Here is a 17,636-nt window from a genome sequence, read left to right on the forward strand (position 1 = left end):
AGTGCTACAACGCAGGTTATCCAAGAAGAATAAGCGTTCTAAAAACTATGAAAAAGCTAGGCTCAAGGTAGAGAAACAGCATAACCATATTGCATTCAAGCGGAAAGACTATCAGTACAAATTGGCTCACAAACTGTGTGATATGGCGGGAACCATCTTTTTGGAAGATATTGACTTCCGGATTATGGCAAAGGGGTTCCTAGGCAAGCATACAGTTGATGCAGCTTTTGGTCAGTTTAGGGACATTCTTTACTACGTCGGTAAACAGCTCGGCGTTTATGTCGCTGAAGTTGACCATAAAGGAACCTCCCAGACTTGCCCAAACTGTCGCATTGAGGTCCCAAAAAAACTGTCTGATAGATGGCATAGCTGCCCGGAATGCAAATATGAAGTCGATAGAGATGTAGCCTCAGCACAAGAAATCTGTAACCGAGGCTATGAGCAATTGAGTACCCAGGGACTCTGGGGGAAAGAAATTGGCTGTCAAGTCGGGCTGTCGGGGGCATGGGTCCTAGACAAGTGGCGCAGGGCAGCAATGTCTAACAGCGATGTTGGAAGCCCACACCATAATCTTTGACGCAAGTGTGGGAGGATGTCACAATACTGCCTCTACCCCTATCAGTGCTTGTCCTAGAAATGAATCTGGCGGATTGTTATCGATTGTTAGGTTTAAGCGATGGCGCCTCTCGATCGCAGATTAAGGCATCCTATCGGCGTTTGGCACGCCAGTGTCACCCGGATGTCAATGTCGGTGACGGGCTGGCTCAAACTAAGTTTATTGAGTTGACCGAGGCGTATAAGCTGCTGTTGAATGCGGTTAAACCGACGGGGACAACTGACTCGGCGGAGGATTCCCAGAGGGTTACGGTGACCAAGCAGCCGCCAGCCAAACCGCCGACGATTCCTCCCCTGTCAGAGATAGAATATCAGCTCAAATGGACGTCCTACGAGCGTTTACAGCAATTACTCAAAGAACAACGATTTGCCCGGGCGATCGCGCTGGTGGAGGGGTTGGCGCAACGGATTCCCCATGATCCAGAGGTGCGACAATGGCAAGCGATTACTTATCAATGTTGGGGACGGTATTTGGTGAAGGATGGGCAATTGGATAAAGCCCGAATTTATTTGAAAAAAGCGTTGAAAACTGACCCCCATAATCGTTCCCTGTGGGCGGAAGTTGAACGGGATTTTCGCCGCATGGAACAGATGGTTTAGTGATACTTAAAAACAGTCACAAATTTTTGGGGTATGGAGTGCGATCGCTCTTTTTTTTTGGTATACTTTTCATCATGGGAAAATGTGCCGACCTATAGACTCGATCATCATCACTTCAACGCTTAACCCAACTGAGAGCGATAGGTTATAGGACACGCTGGCGCGAATTGCCCATTACCCATTCCCGAAAATTATCAGATTTTTGGACACGACTCAAATAGGATTGCTATAGTGGTAAAGACGTTCCGACGGAACGTCTTTACTAAATTCTTATGTGTCCTAAGCGCTGGGACGGTTGCTATAAAACAAGGATCTAAATCTTTGCCACAATTTTACCAGCTTTTGATGCCATTTTTGCCAACGCCTACGATTAGTTGCCAGATTTTTTAGCATCCACAGTTCATCATCATCCGGTTTCAAGTTCAATGCCTGATTGTAAGCGGTAACAGCTTCCTGGTAGCGTTGTAATTCTTGCAGCGCATTTCCCCGTTCTGTCCAGTATTGATAATCGTTTTTACGTTTTAAGGCGTGATCATAACTGTCAATCGCGTCCTCATAGCGTCCTAACCTAAATAAGGTTTTGCCGCGTAAATACCACGTCTGATAATTTTCCGGGTGAATCTGTAAGGAGTGATCATAACACTCAATCATCGATTCGTAGCGTTCTAAGTTTAACAGAACAACGGCTTTGGTGTTCCAGGCTAATTCACAATCCGGATTAATCTCCAAAGCGCGATCGCAACTCTCAACCGCCTCTTGATACCGTTCGAGGTGATTTAACACCATCGCCCGATTATGCCAAGCTTTAGCCGAGTGAGGATTCACCTGAACCGCTTGATCGAAGGATACCAACGCCTCTTGATACCGCTTTAACTGATACAACAGAAAACCGCGACTACAGCAGGTGAGATCATTATCGGGTTGAATCTCCAAAGCGCGATCGTAGGACGCGATCGCCTCCTGCGGACGATTTAATTTCCGTAATGTGTGTCCCCGGTAAATCCAGGCTTTCGCATAGTTGGGGTTAATTTCTAAGGCGTGATTGTAGGAGTTAATTGCTTCCTCATACTGCTTTAACTTCCGCAGGGTTACGCCTCGGTTGTACCATACTTTGACATCATCCGGGTTTAACGTTAACGCTTTATCGTAGGAGGTAAGCGCTTGGTCATAACGTTTTAAATTCTGTAGCGTAATCCCCCGGTAGTTCCAGATTTTAGGATTCTCGGCACTAAATTTTAACGCTTTATCAAAACTGGCTAATGCTTCTTCATCACGATCTAAATGCTGCAACGCCACCCCCTGATGATACCACGCTGAGGAACAATCAGTTTTAATGGTTATCGCTTCATCATAATACTCGATCGCCGTTTCATAGTCTCCGGCTTCAGCGAAACTATCGGCTGTTTCGATCTTGGAATTCGCTTGATCTTTAGCGGTTTCTTGGTGAGAGTTTAAGGGGGTTTGAATCGTTAAGGTTGGGTGTGAATGTTGTTGGGATTGAGGCAGAGAATCCCACTCATAATTCATTTCATTGATCAACATTGGCAGACGGACAAGGCGTGACAACAGTTCTACTTTTTAGTTTAGCTATCAATCCCTGCGGTTGTACTCTTCCTAAATAGATAAATTGGGGCAAGATAGTTTGGGACAGAGACTCCACAGTTGCTCAAGAGGAATGGGAATTGTTGGTGTTCATATTTTTATTTTTTCAGAGAAATTCAACCTCAGTAACGATAGAGAGGTTGCAGGTACAGTCTCTGTAACACCACTGCATCTCAGCCAATCTCAACTTAAAATCCGCCTAGAGGGATTCTGTAAATCCCCTGAAAACGTTATCTTAGTTGAAGTAAGGTTAGAAAAAAAGATATGGTGGTTCAGTTGCGGCGACCTATTTTAGTTGGCGGTATTGCTTTATCCTTTGGATTATGGCTGTTAGAGACGATGCATCAGTCAGTGGCGGAGTTGGGGGAAGTGGGACTCCTCGGCGCGATCGCCCTCGGTAGTGGGGTATGGTTGTTTCAGCAGCGAGGGTCGAGTGCGGTTGAGGTATCACCAGTATCCTCGCCTCTGGATCGAGCTACGGTAGAGGAGGCGATTGCTCAAGCTGAAGTCGTGATTTCCGGCTGGGAAACAGAGGTCGAGAATCCTGATCTTAGCACGTCGTTACGACAACAGGTTACCCAATTAACCGCCCAATTGGATCGACAAGAGTTGCACCTGCTTGTCACTGGCGGTAAAGGTGTTGGCAAATCCTGTTTAGTCAACATTTTAGAATCAAAAGGGTTATCGGAACACTGTCCCATCGTTCGTGTCCAAGAAACCACCGTCTTATTCACAGGCGATCGCACTCAGGATACAATCCCCAACTCGGATGTAATTCTCTTTGTAATCACCAGTGATTTAACCGATTCCGAGTTTCAGCTTTTGCAGCATCTGAAAACGCTGAATCAGCGAATTCTGCTCATCTTTAATAAACAAGACCAGTATTTACCCCCAGAACGAGTGCTAGTGTTGCAACAACTGCGACACCGACTCGCCCAACTTTTTCCCCCAGAGGATATCATGGCGATCGCGGCGTCTCCCACTCCGGTAAAAGTACGTCAGCATCAGTCCGATGGGTCAATCCAAGAATGGTTAGAGGCGCAAACACCGGATGTCACCGCTTTGACGCAACAATTAACCCCCATCTTAACTGAAGACGCCCAACAGTTAATCTGGGGAACCACTCTCAGATCCGCGATTAGCCTCAAAGCTGAAGCCAAAACCGCCTTAAATCAAGCCAGACGCGATCGCGCTTTACCCCTAATTGAACAGTATCAGTGGATTACCGCCGCCACTGCGTTTGCCAATCCGGTTCCCGCCTTAGATTTACTCGCCACGGCGGCGATTAGTAGCCAATTAGTGATGGAATTAGCCGGAATCTATCAACAAAAATTTTCCTTATCCCAAGCCCAATCTGCTGCCAAAACCTTGGGTAGCTTAATGGTTAAACTGGGTTTAGTTGAACTCTCAACTCAAACCATTGGCGGTATTCTCAAAAGTAACGCTTTTACGTATATCGCAGGCGGTGCAGTGCAAGGGGTTAGCGCGGCTTATTTTACTCGATTAGCGGGGTTGAGTTTAATCGAATATTTCCAAGACCAAGAGATTAGCGAACCGACAGCAACCGATCACCCCTTAAATCTTGATCGCCTGAAAGAGAAATTGCAAACGGTGTTCCAACAAAATCAACGGACAGCATTTTTACAGGGATTTGTTCAGCAAGCAGTCAAACGTTTGCGCTTAAATTCCCCTCAACCTGAACCCAGCCGCTTGTCCTAGAGAAGGCTTCAGAGGGCAGAAGGCAAAAAAGGGTGTAGGATAACGTTAACGTAGAGACGTTGCATGCAACGTCTCTACACGATTAATTTTCTCCGTCAGTCGTAGAAACGGAAGGAATAGACTCCTCCGCGTGACCCACATCAAATACAATCGCAAATTGTAAGTGAGGCATCATTCGCTTCAGAATACGCAAATGACCTTCCGCATCGCCACGACGACGGAAGCGACCCACAATCACATGTTGCAAATTAGACTGCAAGCGGACAATTTTCCACGGACTCAACTTGTCTTGATAATTCATTTCTGTAAAACCCCTTGTGTCAACGACCCATGACTAATGGCTATACATGATAGTCAGGGCTGAGATTATGGATAGAGAACCCTGTGAGAGTATGTTTCAGTCTTATATAGTGATACAGCTTTCATCAGCGCTATCGGGATAGAGTCCCTGGTACCGCTACCTTAGAAGTTAAAACAGACCTATGCTTTTTCGTTTAGGGTTACTCAATCTAAACCCAAGAATTACGACTATCACCGAACAACTCAGTTTTTTGTCCAACTTTTGAATCATCCCGACTATCGCCAGATGATCGAGAAAATTGCTCGTAAAAATACCAGCGGAACGGCGATTGACTGGGAAGATGCCGCCCAAACTGCCCATATAAAATTATTTCAAGCTGTAATTGCTGGCAAGTTTCGTACTGGGGAAATCAATCAATTCTACCGCTGGTCAAAAAAAGTAGCTCGCTTGGCAATTATTGATTTGATGCGTCACGAAAAGCAAAGACACTGTACAAGTTTAGACCAAAGGATTCCCGGAACAAATTTATCGTTATTGGAAACCATCCAGGATGAATTTGACGTGTTAGATGCTGTGGAGCGTACTGATTTAATCAACCGAGCCATCGCCGCTATTTCAGCACTCGATCAACGTTATCCTAATCGAGGGTATCAGAAACTATGGCAGGGTAAAGTACAAGGTAAAACCCAAGTCGAACTAATTGCTGATTTGGGATTAAAAAGTCAAGGTGCTGTCTCAAAACGTTGGCGCGAGTTATTAGAACGCCTTGCTGAGGAGTTGGGATTATTGCAAACGGCAACTATTCAACTCAAACTGAAAGCGACAAGCACTCAAAACGTTCGGCGATCGCGCTCAACTCAAGCTTGGTAAAACTTTTAAAGGGGTGCATTGTCACAATTACTTATAGGGAAACACGACTTCTCGAAATGTGAGCGAAACTCGGCGAGTTCTAATTAACTTTTTTCCCTGATACTGATCCGTTTTGCGAGCAGGAATGCCATGTTGCCACTGATAGCGGGCAACCCCTTGCAAAATAAGTAAACTCCCCGGTGATAACAGAACAGGAATCTGGGTTTGCGTGGGTGGATGGCTCAAGTTCATCACACAACGACCCCCTAAACTTAGGGAGATAATGGTATTACCAAAACAGGGAACGCAGTCAACATGATTGGTAATGCCTTGACCGGGTAAGTATTCATTAACAATCAGTTGATCTGGGAGAATAGGGGTTACGCGATCGCGAACCAGTCGTTGTCCGAGTTGATCTGCCCAATTTGGCAATTCTCCTAAGTAGCTGGCGGAGGTTAATGTCCGTTTTTTATACTCATAGCGATACCCATAATGTTGAACTCGGCGTTTTAATTGGGTTGACCATTCCTGCTGGTCGATAATCTCCAGTAATTGATTTTGTTCCTGAGTATTGATATAATCGGGGATCAAGTTTAGTCCAGGTATTTCTGGCACAATAAAGTCTGATGTAGGATCTACATTGAAATTTAGCGATTTTGATAATTGTATCATTTTGGTCGAACTTTAACCTATACTTTAATAAGTGACTTATGAAATTTTAACATATCAAAAATATCAAATAAATCTTAATATATTTATTGGGGGGGTTACGGCGAATACCGGATTAAAAGATTATTGACTTAAGGATTGGACTTTGGACAAAAAAATAAATTTGCGTAATTTATGCGCCAAGGCATTTGGGGCAGAAAAATTAGATGTAGGGGCGGGTTTAGGGAATTGTAGGGGCGGGTTTAGGGAATTGTAGGGGCGGGTTTAGGGAATTGTAGGGGCGGGTTTAGGGAATTGTAGGGGCGGGTTTAGGGAATCAATTCAGATATCCACCAATAACGGAACAACAAAACCCGCCCTCCCCACCAATAACGGAACAACAAAACCCGCCCTCCCCACCAATAACGGAACAACAAAACCCGCCCTCCCCACCAATAACGGAACAACAAAACCCGCCCTCTCCACCAATAACGGAACAACAAAACCCGCCCTCTCCACCAATAACGGAACAACAAAACCCGCCCTCCCCACCAATAACGGAACAACAAAACCCGCCCTCCCCACCAATAACGGAACAACAAAACCCACCCATTCCCCCACCGAAAGGCAATCGATTAATCCAAAACTGGACAACAAAACCCACCTTATTCGCAACCGCGATCGCAGTAAAAGATTGGGGCAGGGCGGGTTTTGTAGAAAGGTGATTGGTGGCTCCATTAATTTTGTCCCTAAACCCGCCCCTACATTGGGTTTTATGTCCCGATATCATATTTTAATATTAACCTGAAACCCGAGCAAAAAACACCAAATTCCCAACCGCGATCGCACTTTGTTTGTCCAAAGTCCAGTTAAGCAAATACCCGCCTAACCCACGATGGCGGCTTGACACAGCTAAAATTGTGGAATAGATTTGACCATTGAATCGGGCGCAAGTCTTTGCGCCCCTACAGTTTCCGGGCGTAATTCTAATTCATCAAATAAGGTGTGCCACGCCATTACAGGTTATTAATTTATTTTGTCTCAACGATAGGGATATACCCGCCACAGTTTTATCAGCCATCAACAATCAACAATTTACCGCTATGCTAGAACATTGGTGGTATCAGTTGCGCCCATAAGATGACTTTAATTCTCACCAATGATGATGGAATAGATGCTCCAGGGATTCAAGCACTCCAGCAAGCGGTGAAGGGGAAAAGCGTTATCGTTGCGCCTCAAACCCATTTATCCGGTTGTGGTCATCAAGTTACCACGCATCAGCCCATCCATGTTCAACAGCGCTCAGAATTTGCCTACGCAGTCGCAGGTACACCCGCCGATTGTACCCGTCTCGCCCTGACTCAACTGGTGCAAAATCCGCAATGGGTACTCTCTGGGATTAATGCAGGCGGTAATCTGGGAGTCGATGTCCATATTTCCGGTACTGTAGCGGCGGTGCGGGAAGCGGCAATTCTGGGAATTCCAGGGATTGCGATTTCCCACTGGATTAAACGCCCTTTGGTGATTGATTGGCAAGTGGCGAGCCGTTGGACAACCAGGGTGTTAGGGGAGTTATTTCAACGTCCCACCCCTCCCGGTACGTTTTGGAATGTGAATTTACCGCACCTAGAACCTGGTTCTCCAGAACCCGATATCGTCTTCTGTAAACCGAGTATTCAGCCCTTACCCGTTGACTATATCTTAGAGGGAGATCACTATTACTATAAAGGCGAATACGCCAAACGCGATCGCGCTCCGGGTACAGATGTTGATATTTGTTTTAGCGGGAGTATCGCCGTGACTCTTCTTTCTCTTTGAATTCCCAATTTTTACGGGTAATCGCGGGAAAATGGCGCACGTCTGTCATTGGTGTCAACTTAAGGTAAAGAGCTCTTAGATCGGGGGGTGTAGGGGCGGGTTTTACAGATAACATTTTGCACCAAACTGATAACTTAACTAAACCCGCCCTTCTCCTATAGCTACTGGACTGACACAGCTAAAATTGTGGAATAGATTTGACGGTGAAATTGGTCGGACATCGGTTTGGTAAAAGGGCGCACGCCGTGCTCCCCTACAATTCTAATCTACCAATTAAGGTGTGCCACGACACTACATTGGGGTGGGTTTATTTACATCTGGGTGTACCCGAAACATAGTCGAGAAACCCGCCCCTACACTGCCAATAATGGAGCGGCTTGTAATAGGGTTTGGGTATACGGATGCTGGGGATTCGTAAACAAGGCTTCCGTTTCTGCCATTTCCACAATCTGACCCCGATTCATCACCGCGATCGCATCACAGAAAAACCGCGCTACCCAGAGATCATGGGTAATAAATAAATAGGTTAACTCAAATTCTTGTTTGAGCGATCGCATTAATTCCAGTACCTGTGTTTGTACACTCGCATCCAACATACTCACGGGTTCATCACAGATAATTAAGCTAGGGCGAGTAATCAACGCCCGCGCGATCGCGACTCGTTGCTGTTGTCCCCCGGATAAGTCCCTGGGATAGCGGTGGTAGTAGTCGTCTGGAGGCGTTAATCCCACCCGTTCCAGCATTTCCATCACCTGATGTTTCGCTTCTGTTGCTGTCGCTAGGTGGTGGATAAATAAAGGATCAGCAATACTATCACCCACTGTCATTAAGGGATTCAAACAAGCCAACGGATCTTGAAAAATCATTTGAATATGTCGCCGCATATCCCGTAGAGATTTCCGGTTCAGTTGGGTTAAATTAATACCTTGAAATTCGACAATACCAGAGGTAGGCGGAATCAGTTGCAAAATGGTGCGGGATAGGGTACTTTTGCCACACCCCGATTCTCCAACCAATCCCAAAACTTGACCCGGATATAGGTTAAAACTTACCTCATCCACGGCTTTAATCACTTGAGGTTCGCGGGAAAACAATTGGGCAATAAAATTTTGTTCTAAGGTGAAATACTGCTTTAACTGTTGCACTCGGAGAATGGGTGTCTGTTGATTGTTCTCCTCTGGTGTAGAGACTTTCCATGACTTTTCTCTACATTGTTCGTGATCATTCACCGTTTGCATAAGCAGCGCGGCTTGCAGAAGCGATCGCGTATACTCATGCTGAGGGTGGTACAAAATATCCCCAACTGCCCCCATTTCTACCAGTTTGCCTCCATACATCACCGCCACGCGATCGCAGTATTCCCCCACCATGGCTAAGTCATGGGAAATTAACAACAGCGCCATCTCCCGTTCTTGGCACAGGCGCGTCAATTCCTGTAAGATTTGGGCGGAGACGGTGACATCGAGACTGGTGGTTGGCTCATCCGCGACAATCATCTTAGGATTGAGTAAGAGGGCGAGTGCGATCACGACTCGTTGCCGCATTCCGCCACTAAATTCATGGGGATATTGGGACCAACGGTTGGCGGGAATCTTCACCGCTTCTAGGGTTTCAATTGCCTTTTGTTTACACTGCAAACGTGATAACTGAGGTTGATGCGCTTGTAAGGTTTCCAGACAATGATCCCCAATCGTCATCAAGGGATCAAGGCGGGTCATCGGATCTTGAAACACCAGCGCCACCACTTCTCCGCGAAACTGGCGCATTTGAGTTGGGTTTAACTCAAAAACAGACTCTCCTTTAAATTTAATTTGTCCTTCAATTTTGGTGGTTTTTGGTAATAACCGCATCGCCGCGCGTCCCAGAGTCGATTTGCCACACCCCGACTCTCCCACCAATCCCAATCGTTCTCCAGGATTCAGGGTAAACGAGACATCATCCACCGCCCAATAGTCAGGATTATTCGGATAAGCAATATGTAAATTTTCGATGCAAAATAAAGATTCAGTCATTCGTCATATTCCCCATCTCCCCCATCTTCCCCATCTCCCCCATCTTCCCCATCTCCCTCATCTTCCCCATCTTCCCCATCTCCCCCTCACCTCACCACTTATTCAGCAGACCCTACTTATCTTCTACTGCCCCCAACCCTTTTAACATAGCCTTTTGAGCCGCCGTTAAACCCGTCGCCCCCGTAATATTCATCCCCTCATAAGGTCGCGTTGTGCTGAGGGTTTGCAGACACTGACCGGTTTGGGTGTGCCAAATTTTTATTGTCTGATCTTCACTACCACTCACCAGCCATTCACCGTTAAATCCAAACGCGATCGCCCGAATTGGCTTGGTATGTCCCGTGCAAATTTGGCGACATTTGCCCGTTTTCACATCCCATACTCTTATCGTTTGGTCAGCACTCGCACTCGCCAAAGTATCCCCATCGGGACTAAAAGCAACAGCATACACTAAGTCTGTGTGACCTTTCCAAATTTGGCGACATTTGCCCGTTTTCACATCCCATACTCTTACCGTTTGATCCGCACTCCCACTCGCCACCATCTTGCCATCTGGACTAAATGCCACACTCCAAGTCCAACCTCTGTGTCCCTGTAGGATTTGGCAACAGTCTCCGGTGCGCGGATTCCATAACCTCACCGTGGCGTCAAGACTACCACTCGCCAAACGTTCACCATCCGGACTGAACGCCACTGACCAAATCCCACTCTGATGTCCGCGCCAGACATGGAGACATTGACCAGAAACAGCATCCCACAGCCTCACCGTTTGGTCAATGCTACCACTGGCTAACTGACTACCATCGGCACTCATGGCAACAGTCCAAATCCAACCCTGATGTCCCTTAAAAGTGTGACAACATTGTCCTGTTTCCATATTCCAGAGTCTAACTTGTTGGTCAAACCCACCACTAACCAAAGCATTCCCCTGCAAACTATAGGCAACAGACCAAATCCAACCCTGGTGTCCCGCCAACAGTTGGCGACAGTCCCCAGTCGTCCTATCCCACAACCGCACCAAAGGGGAAACGCCGCCACTGGCGATAGTCTTGCCATCGGGACTCACTGCAACCGAGTAAATCTGATCGGTATATCCTTGCAAGGTTTGGCGACAGTCCCCGGTGGTGACATCCCACAGGCGTAACTGTTGGTCAGCACTTCCGGTAACCAGGAGACGCCCATTGGGACTAAAGGTAATGGCACGAACGCCATTATCATATCCGGTGAAGGTAGAGCAGCAGCTTAGGCTAGGGATATGCCAAAGCTTCACCGTTCGGTCTTCGCTACTACTGGCAAGTTTGTCGCCATCGGGACTAAAGGCAACTGACCAAATACCATCAGTATGACCAACCAGGGTGTCACGACAGGTTCCTGTGTGAATATCCCACAGTTTAATCGTTCGATCAACACTCCCACTCGCCAAGGTTTTCCCATCGGGACTAAAAGCAATTGACCAAATCCAATTTTGATGACCTGGAAGCGTTTTCAGTTCCTTACCCGTTACGACATTCCACAGCTTAATTGTTTGGTCTTCAGAACCAGTGGCGAGGATTTGTCCTTTGTGATTTGGATTCCAACTCACCGAACTCACCGAACTGGTATGACCGACTAAGGTTTTGAGTAGATTACCGGTATAACTATGCCAAAGTCTAACGGTGTGATCTTTAGACCCACTGGCGACGATCTCACCATCAGGACTGAAGGCGACAGACCTTACCCAATTGGTATGACCCACGCAGGTGTGATAACATAAACCTCTGTTAAGATCCCAGAGCTTTACAGTTTTGTCTCCAGAACCACTAGCTAAGAGACTACCATCTGGACTAAAGGCGACAGAGAATACCCAAGCGTTGTGTTCTTTAAACGTATAAAGTGGCACTATATCACAGCAGAGTCCCATCTCTTGGACTTGCCACAAGCGAATCTCACCATTGGTATCCCCTGTTGCCAAGCATTTTCCATCGGGACTAAAGGCAACTGAGACAATACTACTAAAGGTTTTGGTAAAGACGGATTTGGCTATATCGGCATAGGCAAAGTTAACCTGATGCAAATCGACGCCTTGAAGATAGGCTTGCCAAACGGTTAAATGGGAAAAGTCATATCCCTTTAAATTGGCGGGTAGATGACCGAGTAAATTCAGCACATTTCCGCCCACATAACCCGGTCGTTTGGGCAATTGCTGTCGCTGTTGGCAGAGAATATCCTTCAGTTGAGTTTCAATCGTTTGGTTAGAACCCAAAACGCTTTTGAGTTGTGCCAAGACAGGGTGTAAAATCAGGCGAATTTGAGTCTCTCGGATGTGGTCTTTGACTTGGGCTTTGATTAGGGAGTTACGGCGGAATAGATGAAGGGATTGACTGGTAATTTCTTGGACAATTTGTTCAATCAGTCCCTCGGTGACATACTCCATGACCACGGGTTGAAGTGTAAAGAACGTCGATTTTTTTTCAATTAATGACCGCCACGATAATGACTCTAAGATATCTAGGAGGTGGGAACACCGGATGGCGGGAACAATATCCTGATGCAGGGTGGCAATGTCCACGGGTTCGCGATTAATCGCGAACCAATACATGACCTGTTGTTCTGAGTCAGTCAGTCGTTCAAATTGTTGGTTTAATAAACGGCGAATCCCATTAAAAACCGTGGTTTTCTGTTGCAAGAATGTCTGAATATTTCCGGCAAATAAATCTTGAATAGAAGTGGCAACAATTTTTAAGGCGAGGGGATTACCTTGATAATTTTCAATCAATTGTTGCCATTGAGTCGCTTGATTAGTTAGTCCTTTCGCTTTGAGGATTTCTTGTCCAGCTAACACCTGCAACCCCCGGAGTTGCAGAGACCGCACGGGTAAGGCTTCACCTTCAAGACAGGCAATTTCTTGGGGTTTTTCCCGAGACGTGAGGAGTAGACAACTCTTGTGACGAGTGGCGCCAATACGGTGAAACAGTTCACCGTAACCTTCGTAACCTGGGTGATACTGTCCCGCGATCGCACCATCGCGCAAAATGGTTTCTAGATTATCCAAAATCAGTAAACAGCGGTGGGTGCGTAAATAATGCATCAGTCGCGAGATGCTTTTACCCAGATTGTCGGGTGAGGCGGCTGGGGTTTCTTGATGATGGGACAAAAACGGGATCAGTTCCGCTAACATCTCGGACAGGGGGGGCGCATTCCCCAGCGATCGCCAGATGACAAACTCAAACTGGTTCTGAATCTGTTCAGCCAGCTTAATCGAGAGGGCGGTTTTACCAATCCCTCCCATCCCCAACACAGCCACCAGGCGACAACGATGATCCCCAATCCAGGTTTGCAGTTGGTCGAGTTCCTGGGAACGACCATAGAATACAGAGACATCAATCGCGTCTCCCCAATCGGTTTGATTTGGGTGGTCTTCCTGGCGTCTGGATGGCTGACGATTCTGGTCAGGCTGAGTATAGTCACTGGGATCGAGTTCTAGGTCAAAGGCGCGAAAAAAAATCCGCAGGGTACGCTTATCAACTACTCCCTCCCGGTTCAACACCTTGGTAATCGTCCCCGTGGCTAAACCCGTGCGATCGCTAAGGTCTTCTAAGGTGTATCGTTTCCCATCATTTTGCTGACTTTCCCACGCTTGTTTGGCGGCTTGCAGTTTCCTCACTCCTGGTGTCGTGAGGATAACACCACGTTTGCGTCTTGACTTGTTGACATTCACGCTTTGCTGTCACCCAGATGTTGGCTAAGGATGTCCTTTATCATTTTTCTCAATTTAAGCAAGTTAAGCAACATAGGTTTCCCAGTCCTCAACGGCTAAACGTCCCTTGATTAGCGCGATCAAGCCTTTCACTTGCCAAACTCCTTAAAAAAATTGCTTAAAACATTGATCTTTGCTGGTCAAAACCTTACCGACAATGAAAACTGGAGTCAATCAGGGTGATTGGGGATTGGGGGAGAGGGAAAGCCACTCAAAGTGAGGGTGGGTTTGGCACAAAAGTTAGGGAAAACAATCACTATTAATCCCTAAACCTGCCCCTACACAAGCGATCTAGAATCCTTAAACCTAGCGTTGAGTCAAAACGTTTAAAGAGAATCCAGCATGAAGGATGAAGTGAAGACGAAAGCACAACTGATTGATGAATTAGCTGTCTTGCGTCAGAGGATGCAAACGATGCGCGATCGCATTGACGAATTGGAAGCCTTGGACACGCAAAGAGAGTTGACAGGAACCGCGCCATCCGTAACTTGGGAAAAGACAGCGGTAGAGCCGACATATTGGCGATTCCAATTCCCCGAACATCCCCAGTTGCGGGAAATTTTTGCTTTTGTCGAAGACAATTATCACCACTCGATTAGCCTCAACGAAGTCGCTCAAGCCTTTGATTATTCTCCCTCCTATCTCACCAGTTTAGTGCGTCGTCTGACTGGACAAACCTTGTATCAGTGGATTGTCCAACGTCGGATGTTTCAGGCGCGTTACTTACTCTTATCCACTGACTTATCTGTGTATCAGATTGCTGAAGCTGTGGGATATTTAGATACAGGTCATTTTGTCAAGCATTTTCGTAAACTTCACGCCTCACCGCCCAAAACCTGGAAAGAGGAACAGCGACGGGAGGATGTGAGTTGCAAGACTTAAGCAAATTAGCATCTAAATCACCATTCCTAGGGGAACTATACTATCTATTAATGTCAACTTAAGCTCAAAAAGAAAGCGATACCTTGATCTAACCCCTCCCTAACCCTCCCCTTGCAAAGGGGAGGGAACAAGGCACTCGAACGGCTTGAAGTTCCCCCCCTTAATCAGGGAGAATTAAGGGGGGTTGAAAGTTTCTACGACGAAATTCAAAGTCTTACACGGAAAGCTTTTCACTTTAAGTTGACAGGGAGGGATACTATCATGTATCTAGTATACCTGGCTTTAAATCCATAAAATTACCAATTTTATCGATAATTTTTCCATTGCTTTACTCGCTTAAGTTGAGTAACTTAGAATGACCTTAATTTTGCATCATCAATTTTCATGAGGAAGCCACCGTTTCCTAGTCTCCGGTTGCTATCATCTTTCTTTTTGGCTACACCATTGCTACGCCAAGGAGTCTTCTCAGTTCTACTTTCTGTTGCCGTTTTTAGTGCTGGGTGTACAACCCCAGTTTCGCGACAAGAAACTCAGGACGTTTCCAGTAATCAGATCCAGGAGTTAGCACAACAAGAAGATCAGGTTGATGTCCCGGTAGTTTTGGCAGCACGATTTAAAATTAAACCCGATAAACGGGAACAATTTTTAGAGTTAGCCACAGCGACTCTAGAACCAACCCGAACAACAGAGGAAGGCAATATTAGTTATAGCTTCTACGAGGAATCAACTGTCCCCAATTCCTTTATCTACTTTGAGGAATGGGAAAGTCGGGAAGCCCTAGCTATCCATCTGAAGAAACCTTATACCGAACAGCTATTAGAAAAATTCCCCGAAATGCTCGATGGTGAAGCTAATATCAGAGTTTACGATATTGAAAATGTCACCTATGGGCTGGATGTTGAGTAATACTCACATCTTGCACCATTTTCAATAAGCCAATTGTCGGGTTAGGAGGAATTGTCAAGATAATCTCATACAAAATAATGGACAATGAATCGACTGACTAGCCTAATAATGTTTGGTATAGTACTTTTCATGGGGACTTCTACCGCAACGGTTGCCGAGGAAACTGAGTCTTCTAGTACCATCTTGATAGAAGACGCTTCCTTCAGGGGAGATGGGGGAGATGAGGGAGATGGGGGAGATGGGGAAGACTTTTCTGCTTCAGATGCGACGATGAGCCACAACTTAGTTATAGAGTCTGTGCATCCCGACAGTACAATGGGGGAGGAACGCCAGCATCCAATGGCTCAAATCACCAACGTCTCAGAGTTACGGGATGTGCAACCAACAGACTGGGCTTACGAGGCGCTGCGATCGCTGATTCAACGCTATGATTGTATCGCTGGATATCCTGATGATACCTATCGCGGTAATGTAGCCCTCACCCGGTTTGAATTTGCGGCGGGTTTAAACGCCTGTTTGCAACAGATTGAGCATCAAATTATCACGAGTACAGAGGATGGTGTCAACCCTGATGATTTAGCAGGGTTGCAACGATTAGTTACTGAATTTGAGGCAGAACTAGCCACCCTGAACGAACGAGTCGATTCTTTAGATCGTTCGGTTGCAGTTTTAGCAGACAATCAATTCTCCACCACCACCAAACTAACCGGCAATGTCTTTTCTAACCTCACCGGCGCCTTTGCCAATGGTGATATTCAAGCAGAAGGATTGAGTGCTTTCGCGACAGGACGAGATGAAAACAATGACCCAGTAGTCCGACAGATAACCAATGATCCAGAAATTACCTTAAGCTACTTGGTTTTCCTCAACCTCAATACCTCTTTTAGCGGCAAAGACAATCTCACTCTACAACTTGTTGCTGGGAATGGCAACTCTCCAGCCAACGAATTTGTTTCTGCGGGTCTATTTAATACCTTTGGGGTTCCCTTCACTGACCAACAACCTGCCGTTAATGCTAATGATCTAGTCATTCGTGAGTTATTCTATTCGTTTCCACTTCGCGATCGCCTCCAGTTGGTTGTTGGTCCTCAAGTGAACTGGTATCGCCACTTTGATCTCAACCGTTTCACGTTCTTTTTGACAGGTACAAGTAGTTTCAACTCCATTGGCAGTACATTACTCAATACCCTGGATCGCGGCGTCGGTGCTGTTGCGATTTGGGATATCAGCGAACAACTCAATCTCCGGGTAAGCTATTTGGCAGAGAACACGGAATTTTTACCCCAGCCTCCCTTCGGTTCGGCTTCTGATCCAGACAAAGGGTTATTTGGTGGAATTAATACCTTTACCACAGAATTAACCGTTTCCCCAACAGACCAACTTAACCTGCGGTTTCTCTATAACCGTTCCCGTCGGGAAGGGGGTTTCGGACTGTTCAAAGGGGGAGCGCAGGGGGAACCAATTTATGGCTTTGCTGATGATGGTTTTGGTGGCGAACTCAAAAGCGCTACGGCTGATACCTTCAATTTTAACTTCGACTGGCTGATTTCTCCTGGGTTTGGCATCTTTGGACGCTATAGTTATGGCAGTACCAATCTGAATCCGAGGACGCCAGGGTTATCGGATGGGGAGGTGAATGTGCAAGCGCTACAGTTGGGTGTGGCGTTTCCTGACTTAGGTCGAGAAGGAGCATTAGCCACCCTATCCTATCAGATCCCCTTTTCGGTTCTCGATGGTAGTAATTTCCTAGTTTCTGGTGGTGGTGATGGAGGAGTGCAGTATGAATTTGAAGCCACCTACTACTATCCCCTGACGAATAATCTGGCGTTGGTTCCCGCGTTTTACCTAATTGCCAACCCCAATAACTTCAGCGACAATCCGACTATTTATGTGGGAAATATACGGACACAGTTTAGTTTTTAACTCAACTCTGCTGCACAACATCCTT

At 46.3% G+C, this 17,636-nt stretch carries 14 protein-coding genes; 8 read left to right on the forward strand and 6 right to left on the reverse strand.

Annotation, left to right across the window (positions count from 1 at the left end):
* Positions 1–577, forward strand: a 577-nt coding sequence (locus tag RIE73_RS33375; protein ID WP_446405257.1) for an RNA-guided endonuclease InsQ/TnpB family protein, incomplete at its 5' end; no start/stop codon positions are given.
* 59 nt (positions 578–636) lie between these two features.
* The gene (locus RIE73_RS33380) at positions 637–1,215 is read left to right on the forward strand and encodes a J domain-containing protein (RefSeq protein ID WP_446405301.1); all 579 of its coding nucleotides are present in this window, start codon (positions 637–639) and stop codon (positions 1,213–1,215) included.
* Positions 1,216–1,494: 279 nt separating this feature from the next.
* Here the strand turns inward: RIE73_RS33380 and RIE73_RS33385 are convergent, their stop codons facing one another.
* Positions 1,495–2,742, reverse strand: a complete 1,248-nt coding sequence (locus RIE73_RS33385) for a tetratricopeptide repeat protein (protein ID WP_446405258.1) — start codon at positions 2,740–2,742, stop codon at positions 1,495–1,497.
* A 339-nt stretch (positions 2,743–3,081) separates the two neighbouring features.
* Between RIE73_RS33385 and RIE73_RS33390 the strand changes: the two genes are divergently transcribed.
* Entirely contained in the window at positions 3,082–4,536 is a 1,455-nt protein-coding gene (locus RIE73_RS33390; RefSeq protein ID WP_446405259.1) for a YcjF family protein, read from the forward strand.
* A gap of 82 nt (positions 4,537–4,618) precedes the next feature.
* On the opposite strand, the gene RIE73_RS33395 is transcribed toward RIE73_RS33390, so the two are convergent.
* Positions 4,619–4,837 (reverse strand): hypothetical protein, encoded by a 219-nt coding sequence (locus RIE73_RS33395; RefSeq protein WP_446405260.1) that lies wholly within the window; start codon positions 4,835–4,837, stop codon positions 4,619–4,621.
* Positions 4,838–5,122: 285 nt separating this feature from the next.
* Here RIE73_RS33395 and RIE73_RS33400 point away from each other — a divergent pair, with 285 nt between their 5' ends.
* Positions 5,123–5,707 (forward strand): sigma-70 family RNA polymerase sigma factor, encoded by a 585-nt coding sequence (locus RIE73_RS33400; protein ID WP_446405261.1) that lies wholly within the window; start codon positions 5,123–5,125, stop codon positions 5,705–5,707.
* 27 nt (positions 5,708–5,734) lie between these two features.
* On the opposite strand, the gene RIE73_RS33405 is transcribed toward RIE73_RS33400, so the two are convergent.
* Both RIE73_RS33405 and RIE73_RS33410 read right to left on the reverse strand, forming a co-directional pair.
* Positions 5,735–6,358 carry an alpha-ketoglutarate-dependent dioxygenase AlkB gene (locus RIE73_RS33405; protein ID WP_446405262.1) on the reverse strand — a complete coding sequence of 208 codons (624 nt, stop codon included), beginning with the start codon at positions 6,356–6,358 and terminating at the stop codon, positions 5,735–5,737.
* Between the two features lie 318 nt (positions 6,359–6,676).
* On the reverse strand, positions 6,677–7,072 hold the full coding sequence (locus RIE73_RS33410) for a hypothetical protein (protein ID WP_446405263.1): 396 nt from the start codon (positions 7,070–7,072) through the stop codon (positions 6,677–6,679).
* Between the two features lie 402 nt (positions 7,073–7,474).
* Between RIE73_RS33410 and surE the strand changes: the two genes are divergently transcribed.
* Positions 7,475–8,152 carry a 5'/3'-nucleotidase SurE gene (gene surE, locus RIE73_RS33415; RefSeq protein WP_446405264.1) on the forward strand — a complete coding sequence of 226 codons (678 nt, stop codon included), beginning with the start codon at positions 7,475–7,477 and terminating at the stop codon, positions 8,150–8,152.
* Positions 8,153–8,505: 353 nt separating this feature from the next.
* Here surE and RIE73_RS33420 read toward each other — a convergent pair whose 3' ends face one another.
* Positions 8,506–10,164: a dipeptide ABC transporter ATP-binding protein gene (locus tag RIE73_RS33420; RefSeq protein WP_446405265.1), complete on the reverse strand. Its 1,659-nt coding sequence runs from the start codon at positions 10,162–10,164 to the stop codon at positions 8,506–8,508.
* 112 nt (positions 10,165–10,276) lie between these two features.
* Positions 10,277–13,861, reverse strand: coding sequence for a WD40 domain-containing protein (locus tag RIE73_RS33425; protein WP_446405266.1), 3,585 nt, complete (start codon positions 13,859–13,861; stop codon positions 10,277–10,279).
* Between the two features lie 381 nt (positions 13,862–14,242).
* Here RIE73_RS33425 and RIE73_RS33430 point away from each other — a divergent pair, with 381 nt between their 5' ends.
* The 3 genes from RIE73_RS33430 (at position 14,243) to RIE73_RS33440 (ending at position 17,611) form a co-directional block, all read left to right on the forward strand.
* On the forward strand, positions 14,243–14,782 hold the full coding sequence (locus RIE73_RS33430) for a helix-turn-helix transcriptional regulator (protein WP_446405267.1): 540 nt from the start codon (positions 14,243–14,245) through the stop codon (positions 14,780–14,782).
* Between the two features lie 384 nt (positions 14,783–15,166).
* Complete coding sequence (locus RIE73_RS33435; RefSeq protein WP_446405268.1) at positions 15,167–15,688, forward strand: putative quinol monooxygenase; 522 nt, start codon at positions 15,167–15,169, stop codon at positions 15,686–15,688.
* Positions 15,689–15,817: 129 nt separating this feature from the next.
* Complete coding sequence (locus tag RIE73_RS33440) at positions 15,818–17,611, forward strand: iron uptake porin (RefSeq protein WP_446405269.1); 1,794 nt, start codon at positions 15,818–15,820, stop codon at positions 17,609–17,611.
* Positions 17,612–17,636 lie beyond the last annotated feature (25 nt).

It is taken from the genome of Coleofasciculus sp. C1-SOL-03 (assembly GCF_040220555.1).
Taxonomy (GTDB): domain Bacteria; phylum Cyanobacteriota; class Cyanobacteriia; order Cyanobacteriales; family Coleofasciculaceae; genus Coleofasciculus.

Bases quoted from the DNA above. Each gene is read 5' to 3' on its own strand.
- RIE73_RS33435 (WP_446405268.1), top strand. From the start codon at position 15,167: ATGAGGAAGCCACCGTTTCCTAGTCTCCGGTTGCTATCATCTTTCTTT.
- RIE73_RS33395 (WP_446405260.1), bottom strand. From the start codon at position 4,837: ATGAATTATCAAGACAAGTTGAGTCCGTGGAAAATTGTCCGCTTGCAG.
- RIE73_RS33405 (WP_446405262.1), bottom strand. From the start codon at position 6,358: ATGATACAATTATCAAAATCGCTAAATTTCAATGTAGATCCTACATCA.
- RIE73_RS33420 (WP_446405265.1), bottom strand. From the start codon at position 10,164: ATGACTGAATCTTTATTTTGCATCGAAAATTTACATATTGCTTATCCG.
- RIE73_RS33385 (WP_446405258.1), bottom strand. From the start codon at position 2,742: ATGAATTATGAGTGGGATTCTCTGCCTCAATCCCAACAACATTCACAC.
- RIE73_RS33430 (WP_446405267.1), top strand. From the start codon at position 14,243: ATGAAGGATGAAGTGAAGACGAAAGCACAACTGATTGATGAATTAGCT.
- RIE73_RS33390 (WP_446405259.1), top strand. From the start codon at position 3,082: ATGGTGGTTCAGTTGCGGCGACCTATTTTAGTTGGCGGTATTGCTTTA.
- RIE73_RS33410 (WP_446405263.1), bottom strand. From the start codon at position 7,072: ATGGAGCCACCAATCACCTTTCTACAAAACCCGCCCTGCCCCAATCTT.
- RIE73_RS33440 (WP_446405269.1), top strand. From the start codon at position 15,818: ATGGGGACTTCTACCGCAACGGTTGCCGAGGAAACTGAGTCTTCTAGT.
- RIE73_RS33380 (WP_446405301.1), top strand. From the start codon at position 637: ATGAATCTGGCGGATTGTTATCGATTGTTAGGTTTAAGCGATGGCGCC.
- RIE73_RS33400 (WP_446405261.1), top strand. From the start codon at position 5,123: ATGATCGAGAAAATTGCTCGTAAAAATACCAGCGGAACGGCGATTGAC.
- surE (WP_446405264.1), top strand. From the start codon at position 7,475: ATGACTTTAATTCTCACCAATGATGATGGAATAGATGCTCCAGGGATT.